Source organism: Pseudomonas sp. P5_B2 (assembly GCF_056400445.1).
Genome location: NZ_JBFULH010000223.1, coordinates 1 through 6,793, shown reverse-complemented (window position 1 = coordinate 6,793; position 6,793 = coordinate 1). Strand labels below are relative to the sequence as shown.

7 protein-coding genes and 1 pseudogene are annotated in these 6,793 nt (G+C 59.7%); 4 read left to right on the top strand and 4 right to left on the bottom strand.

Annotated elements, in window-relative coordinates; all coding sequences use genetic code 11:
* A partial coding sequence (locus AC1DRJ_RS16590; RefSeq protein WP_477803103.1) for a LysR substrate-binding domain-containing protein occupies nt 1–217 on the top strand: 217 nt, incomplete at its 5' end.
* Nucleotides 218–354: 137 nt separating this feature from the next.
* On the opposite strand, the gene argE is transcribed toward AC1DRJ_RS16590, so the two are convergent.
* The 4 genes from argE to AC1DRJ_RS16570 are packed head-to-tail and all read right to left on the bottom strand — an operon-like array spanning nt 355 to nt 3,951.
* The gene (gene argE, locus AC1DRJ_RS16585; RefSeq protein WP_477803102.1) at nt 355–1,500 is read right to left on the bottom strand and encodes an acetylornithine deacetylase; all 1,146 of its coding nucleotides are present in this window, start codon (nt 1,498–1,500) and stop codon (nt 355–357) included.
* A complete protein-coding gene (locus AC1DRJ_RS16580; RefSeq protein ID WP_477803101.1) occupies nt 1,497–2,174 on the bottom strand; it encodes a DUF1028 domain-containing protein in 678 nt (225 codons plus the stop codon). The genes argE and AC1DRJ_RS16580 overlap by 4 nt, the downstream gene beginning before the upstream one ends.
* An 11-nt stretch (nt 2,175–2,185) precedes the next feature.
* The gene (locus tag AC1DRJ_RS16575) at nt 2,186–2,596 is read right to left on the bottom strand and encodes a RidA family protein (RefSeq protein ID WP_223513339.1); all 411 of its coding nucleotides are present in this window, start codon (nt 2,594–2,596) and stop codon (nt 2,186–2,188) included.
* 23 nt (nt 2,597–2,619) lie between these two features.
* Entirely contained in the window at nt 2,620–3,951 is a 1,332-nt protein-coding gene (locus AC1DRJ_RS16570) for a flavin-containing monooxygenase (protein ID WP_477803104.1), read from the bottom strand.
* 153 nt (nt 3,952–4,104) lie between these two features.
* Here AC1DRJ_RS16570 and AC1DRJ_RS16565 point away from each other — a divergent pair, with 153 nt between their 5' ends.
* From AC1DRJ_RS16565 to AC1DRJ_RS16555, 3 genes and pseudogenes are all read left to right on the top strand, one after another.
* Complete coding sequence (locus AC1DRJ_RS16565) at nt 4,105–4,944, top strand: helix-turn-helix domain-containing protein (protein ID WP_477803100.1); 840 nt, start codon at nt 4,105–4,107, stop codon at nt 4,942–4,944.
* 30 nt (nt 4,945–4,974) lie between these two features.
* Nucleotides 4,975–6,357, top strand: coding sequence for an aspartate aminotransferase family protein (locus AC1DRJ_RS16560; protein WP_477803099.1), 1,383 nt, complete (start codon nt 4,975–4,977; stop codon nt 6,355–6,357).
* 151 nt (nt 6,358–6,508) lie between these two features.
* Nucleotides 6,509–6,793, top strand: a pseudogene (locus tag AC1DRJ_RS16555) (Putrescine importer PuuP); the annotation flags it as partial.

Genomic DNA, 6,793 nt, shown 5'->3' with positions numbered 1-6,793 from the left:
GGGGATGGTAGGGCGGGGGTTTGGGTTTTCGATATTGGTGACCAAGCCGTTCACCGAGTACACCTACGATGGGCAGAAAGTCGTCTGTGTGCCCTTGGTCGAAACCGTCACCGGTTCAGGTTTGTCGGCGGTGTGGTTGCGCCGTTCGCCCCTGACCAAACCGGTGCAGTTATTCGTCGACTACTGTCGCGAAGAACTCGCGCGACTATTGGACTAAACCCAGGATTAAAAATGTGAGAAGGGGGGGCTTGCTCCCGATAGCAGTGTGACAGTCAACTTATGCATCGACTGAATCACTGCAATCGGGAGCAAGTCCCTCCCACATTTGATTTTGGTGTCTGGTAGTCAGGCGGCTCAGGCGCGGATTGATTCCAGCATCCGCAGTAGCATCGCATCACACCCCGCTAATTGCGCCATACTCACAAACTCATCCGGCTTATGCCCCTGGTCCATGCTCCCGGGCCCGCACACCACCGTGGGAATGCCCGCCGCATCGAACAACCCGCCCTCAGTACCAAACGCTACCGTGCCAAATTCCCGCGAACCGGAAAACGCCGCGATCAATTCTGCCGCCTGGCTGCGTTCATCGGTGACCAACCCTGGGTAAGCGGACAACTCGGTAAAACGAATCGCACTCTGGCGACTGACAGACTGCATGCGCGGCAGCACTGTTTGCATGGCATAAGCCTGCAACTCCTCAGCTACCTCACCCGGATCCTGTGACGGCAAGGCACGAATCTCAAAATCAAACCGACAATCTGCCGGCACGATATTCAGCGCCTTGCCGCCACTGATCACTCCGGTCTGCACCGTACTGTATGGCGGATCGAAACGCGCATCCTGGGTGTCCCGCAGGCGTTGCCCGATTCTTCCCAATTCACCAATCAACTCCGCCGCATGCTCGATGGCGTTCACCCCATACGGCGCATAGGCCGAGTGACATGCCTCGCCATGCACATCACAGCGCATGGCCAACTTGCCCTTATGGCCGAGCACCGGCTTGAGCTCGGTCGGTTCACCGATAATGCACAGCATCGGCTTCACAGGCCGCTGCTCAAGCACCTTGAGCAACGAACGCACACCGAGGCAGCCGACTTCTTCGTCGTACGACAGGGCGATATGCACCGGGATCCGCAGCGGCGCCTTCACCAAGGCCGGCACCAACGCCAGCACACAGGCTATATAGCCCTTCATGTCTGCCGTGCCCCGGCCAAACAGCTTGCCGTCGCGCTCAGTCAGCTCGAATGGCGGTACCGTCCATGGCTGCCCATCCACCGGCACTACATCGGTATGCCCTGAAAGTGCGATGCCCGGCAAATCCACCGGACCGATGCTGGCAAACAGATTGGCCTTGCTTCGCTCCTCGTTGTAGACCAGCTCGCTGGCCACACCGAAACCCGCCAGGTAATCGTGCACAAACTCGATCAGATGCAGGTTAGATTCGCGGCTGGTGGTATCAAACCCCACCAGCGTCTGCAGCAGTTCGCGGCTGCGGCTCATCGGTCATCACCGGCCACGCCGTAGCCCGGGGAGCGATCGGGGGCGAGGGCGCGGTCGATGTAGTCCTGGACTTGCGGGCGGTAGGCGTCCCAGAGTCTTTGAAGGTCACCGACAGGATTCTCGTCGGCCCAATCCACTCGCAGGTTGATGATCGGCCATGTCAGCTCACCGACCACCACCAGCGCAGCAGAGTGCACCGGACCGGCCTCGCCGCCAGCAGCGATGGCCGCATGCATCGCGGCCAGCAGGCGATCGGCCAACTGGCCTTCGCCTTGCTCGAAAGTGCTGACCATCGCCTCGATCACCCCGCGGTCGGCGAGCATGTTGCCCGCCGCCACGCACTGTTCGCCCGACACCGCATTATGGGTGCCGAGGGTTTCGCTGCCGCTGAAATGCACGGCGCGCCCCAGGTGATCAATCGCCGTCAGCTGTCGGTATTGGCTGTAGCCATTGCTGGTCAGGGCCTTGTCGAGGGCCTCGGCCGGGGCGAGGCCCTGTTCCATCAGGTCGAGCACGTCAGGACCCAGGGCCGGCAAGGTGATGTTCTGGGTCGACACCGCGCCCACACCAGGGCGCAGCCATGGGCAACGTGCACCCACGGCGATGCYCGATGAACTGATGGCAATGCCCAACTGGCCAGTGTCCGCACACCGGGCCACGATTGAAAAGGTCATGGGAAGCCTCCTTACTCCGGGATAACCGCGATTACATCGATTTCCATCAACCACTGCGGCTGGCCCAGGGCCGACACCACCAGCCCGGTGGAGATCGGGAACACCCCCTTGAGCCATTTGCCGACTTCCTGGTACACCGGCTCGCGGTAGCGCGGGTCAATCAGGTAGGTGGTGGTTTTGACGATATGGCTCAGGTCGCTGCCGGCTTCTTCCAGCAGCTGCTTGACGTTCTTCATCGCCTGTTCGGTCTGGGCGCGCGGGTCGCCGAGACCAATCAGGTTACCCTCGAAATCAGTGCCCACCTGGCCGCGCACATACACGGTATTGCCGGCGCGTACGGCCTGGCAAAGGTCGTTGTCCAGGGTTTGGTTAGGGTAGGTTTCCTTGGTGTTGAACATACGGATACGAGTGTGAGTAGGCATCAAAAAACTCCGGAAAAAAGGGATCAGGCGTTGACAGGGGACTGACGAACCACCGGGGCGGCGTCGCGGTACTCAAGGTATTGGCGCTGAATGGCGATATGGTCGGCGACGTACTTGGCGTCGTGCCACACGCCCCAGATAAACGACGAGCCACGGCGCGACTGCCACGGCAAACCGAGGAAATAGATCCCGGATTCACTGGAGACGCCGCGCTGATGCCGGGGCTTGCCGGCGGCGTCAAACGCATCGACTTTCAGCCAGCTGTAGTCCACGGCAAACCCGGTGGCCCAGATGATCGAGGTGATGCCGGCTTTGTCGAGGTCCAGTTCCAGAATCGGGTTCTTGATACAGTCGGCGTCGGGAAACACGCGACGGGCTTCAGGCTCCAGCGGCAAGTCCAGGCCGTTGCGCTCCACGTAGGCGTCGGCCGCATCCAGCAAGGCCAAGTAGTTTTCATCGCCACGCGCCAGGTTTTCTACCAGGTTGGGCTGGAAGCTGGCGAGGTTGCCGCTGAAGGATTGCGTGAGGCCAACCAGGGTCATGCCTTGCCGGGCCAGCTCACGGAAATCGATTGTCTTGCCGCCGTGTGCACCGCTCACTGCRATGGTTACGTGCTCACGGCCGGGTTTCATCGCCGCTTGGTCCCACTCGCCCAACACCCCCAGCCACCAGCAGAAATCSCGGTTGCGATAGGCGCGGGGCGGGCGGTCGTGGGCGCCGACCGACAGGTACACCTGGCGTCCGGAACGTTGCAACTCATCGGCGATCTGCACACCGGAAGAGCCTGCACCGACCACCAGCACGGCACCGGCCGGCAGTTGGGCAGGGTTGCGATAATCGGCAGAGTGGATCTGATGCAGCGCCGAGTCTTCAGGTGCGATCGGCGGAATCACCGGTTTCTGGAACGGCCCGGTGGCTGCCACTACCCGGTTGGCTTCGATCACGCCTTTGCTGGTGTGCACGGTAAAGCCTGGGCGGCCGATATTACGCTCCACCGAGAGTACATCCACGCCGGTACGGATCGGCGCATTGAACTTGYGGGCATAAGCTTCAAAGTAATCGGCGACGCGTTCTTTGGGGGCGAAGCCATCGGCGGCGACGTCATCGAATTCCAGGCCTGGAAAACGGTCATGCCAGGCCGGACCGTTAGCCACCAACGAATCCCAGCGCCCGGTGCGCCAGCGCTCGGCAATGCGGCTGCGCTCCAGCACCAGATGCGGCACGCCTTGTTTGCTCAGGTGCTCACTCATGGCCACGCCAGCCTGACCGGCTCCCACTACCAGGGTGTCTGTTTTTGTTATTGATTCAGTCATGTGTCTGTCCTTGCGTAATGCAGTTGGATTCAGTTCGTGYATGACTTCAAGGCTAGGGGGAGGGGGGCTGTTAATAAAATATTATTAAGCTGGGAAGTGAGCATAAATATCGGATGCAGGCTCACCCTATCGGGTGATTTCGATGGTTTCCCGGGTGTGGGACCATCTCTAACGTTCTTTCAGCGAGTCTTCAAAGTGGAAAACGATCGGCTTTCTTCTGCGCAATGGTTTGAACAGATCGCCAAGGTAACCGAGAGCATCGGGCAAGCGGGCTTCGCCGCCACATTGTTCGAGGCCCTTGGTTGTATCTGGCCGATCCAGGCCACCACGCTCTACCTGTATCCGCACGGTGGCATGCCCAGCGCATTGTTTGAACTGGAAGGCCCATGGCTGCCGCAGGGTAATGTGCGTCAGTACCTGTCGGGCTTCTATTTGCTCGATCCGTTTTACGGCGCGTGCGTAGAGGGCGTCGGCTCCGGGTGTTACGACCTTGTCGATGTCGCCCCTGATCATTTCGAGCTCAGCGAGTACTTCCAGTCGTTTTACCGACATTCGCACCTGGAGGATGAGTTGAACTACATCCTGCAGTCCAACAACGGATTGAGTCTGGCGGTATCACTGGCATTTACGCAGAAGCTGGACGCGGCCACCACCCAACAATTCAAGCTTATAGCGCCCTGGGTGCTGGCGGTGTTGGGCAAACATTTCGTTGGTCTGGAAGCGCAGGGCTCCCGCTTCGAAAGCCTGCTGGAGCAGCGTATTCACTCGGCGCTGAACAATTTTGGCTCGTCGATCCTGACCGAACGCGAATGTCGTATCGCCCAATTGATCCTGCGTGGGCACTCCACCCGCTCGCTTGCCGAGCGTTTGGGCGTATCGGAAGACACCATCAAATCCCACCGCAAAAACATCTACAGCAAGCTCGATATCGGTGCGCAATCGGAACTGTTTTCGCTGTTCATCGATTCGTTGGCCGAGGCACAGGGCGTGCTGAGCAAGGACCCCCTTGAAAGCTACATGAACAAGAACCGCTGAGCGGTTGACGACTAACAAGAGAGGAAAAACATGAACCTGCCATTCGAACCCAAACGCCAGACCCAGGACTATCAGAAGTCCGACGCGGCCCACCACATCCACGCGTTTGTGGATCAAAAGGCGCTGAATGCCGAAGGCCCGCGCGTGATGGTGCGTGGTGAGGGCCTGTATCTGTGGGACAGTGAAGGTAAGCGCTACCTGGACGGCATGTCGGGTCTGTGGTGCACGCAACTCGGTTATGGGCGAAAGGACCTGACCGCCGCCGCCGCCGCGCAGATGGACCAGTTGGCGTACTACAACATGTTCTTCCACACCACTCATCCGGCGGTGATCGAGCTGTCCGAGCTGCTGTTCAGCCTGCTCCCGGGCCACTACAGCCACGTGATCTACACCAACTCCGGCTCCGAAGCCAACGAGGTGTTGATCCGTACCGTTCGCCGCTATTGGCAAGTGGTCGGCCAACCCAGGAAAAAGATCATGATCGGTCGCTGGAATGGCTATCACGGCTCCACCCTGGCGGCTTCTGCGCTGGGCGGCATGAAGTTCATGCACGAGATGGGCGGCATGATTCCGGACGTGGCGCACATCGATGAGCCCTACTGGTACGCACAGGGCGGCGACTTGACTCCGGCCGAGTTCGGTCGTCGCTGCGCCTTGCAACTGGAAGAGAAGATTCTCGAACTGGGCGCCGAAAATGTTGCGGGCTTTATCGCCGAACCCTTCCAGGGCGCAGGCGGGATGATTTTCCCGCCGGAAAGCTACTGGCCGGAAATCCAGCGAATCTGCCGTCAATACGATGTACTGCTGTGCGCCGATGAGGTGATTGGCGGTTTCGGTCGCACGGGCGAGTGGTTTGCCCACGAGTATTTCGGCTTCGAGCCCGACACCCTGTCGATCGCCAAGGGCCTGACCTCCGGCTATATCCCCATGGGCGGCCTGGTGCTGAGCAAACGTATGGCGGATGCGCTGGTGGAGCGGGGCGGTGTGTTCGCCCACGGCCTGACCTATTCCGGGCACCCGGTCGCGGCGGCGGTTGCACTCGCCAACCTCAAGGCGTTGCGTGATGAAGGCATTGTTCGCACGGTGAAGGAAGATACCGGGCCGTACTTGCAGCAGATCCTGCGTGAAGTGTTTGGCAACCATCCGATGATCGGCGAGATCCAGGGAACCGGTCTGCTCGCGGCCATGCAGTTCGCCGAGGACAAAGACACACGCAAGCGCTTCGACAATGAAAATGACCTGGCCTGGCAGTGCCGCACCTTTGGTTTTGAAGAGGGTGTGATCATTCGCTCGACACTCGGCCGCATGATCATGGCGCCGGCACTGGTAGCAACGCGCGCGGAACTCGACGAACTGGTGGACAAGACCCGTATCGCGGTAGACCGCACTGCACGGATCGCGGGAAAGCTGTGAAGTGAGCGGTTTCCCATCCCGCGCAAGGGGTGGAGAACCGCATCGTTCTAATGCCCTGCATGCACATAGGGCAGTCCACTTTTCAATGGATAACGGTATCGATTTCATCGGATACCGCGGCGTCCTGCATGCCCATTTCCAGGAGTCAGCAATGAATACAATAACAAACGTGGCCGATACTCCCTCCCATCATTTCTCATCGCAACCCACTTCATCGCGTAGGTTTCGACAGCCCCTGGGGCTCGTCGGACTGGTACTTTTCGGTCTGGCATACATGGTTCCGCTGGCGGTGTTTACAACTTATGGCCTCGTCACCCAGATGACCAAAGGGCACTTGCCTACCGCCTACCTGCTGACCCTTGCGGCGATGTTGCTGACCGCTTACAGCTATGGACGCATGGTCCAGGCTCACCCCTATTCAGGATCGGTTTATACC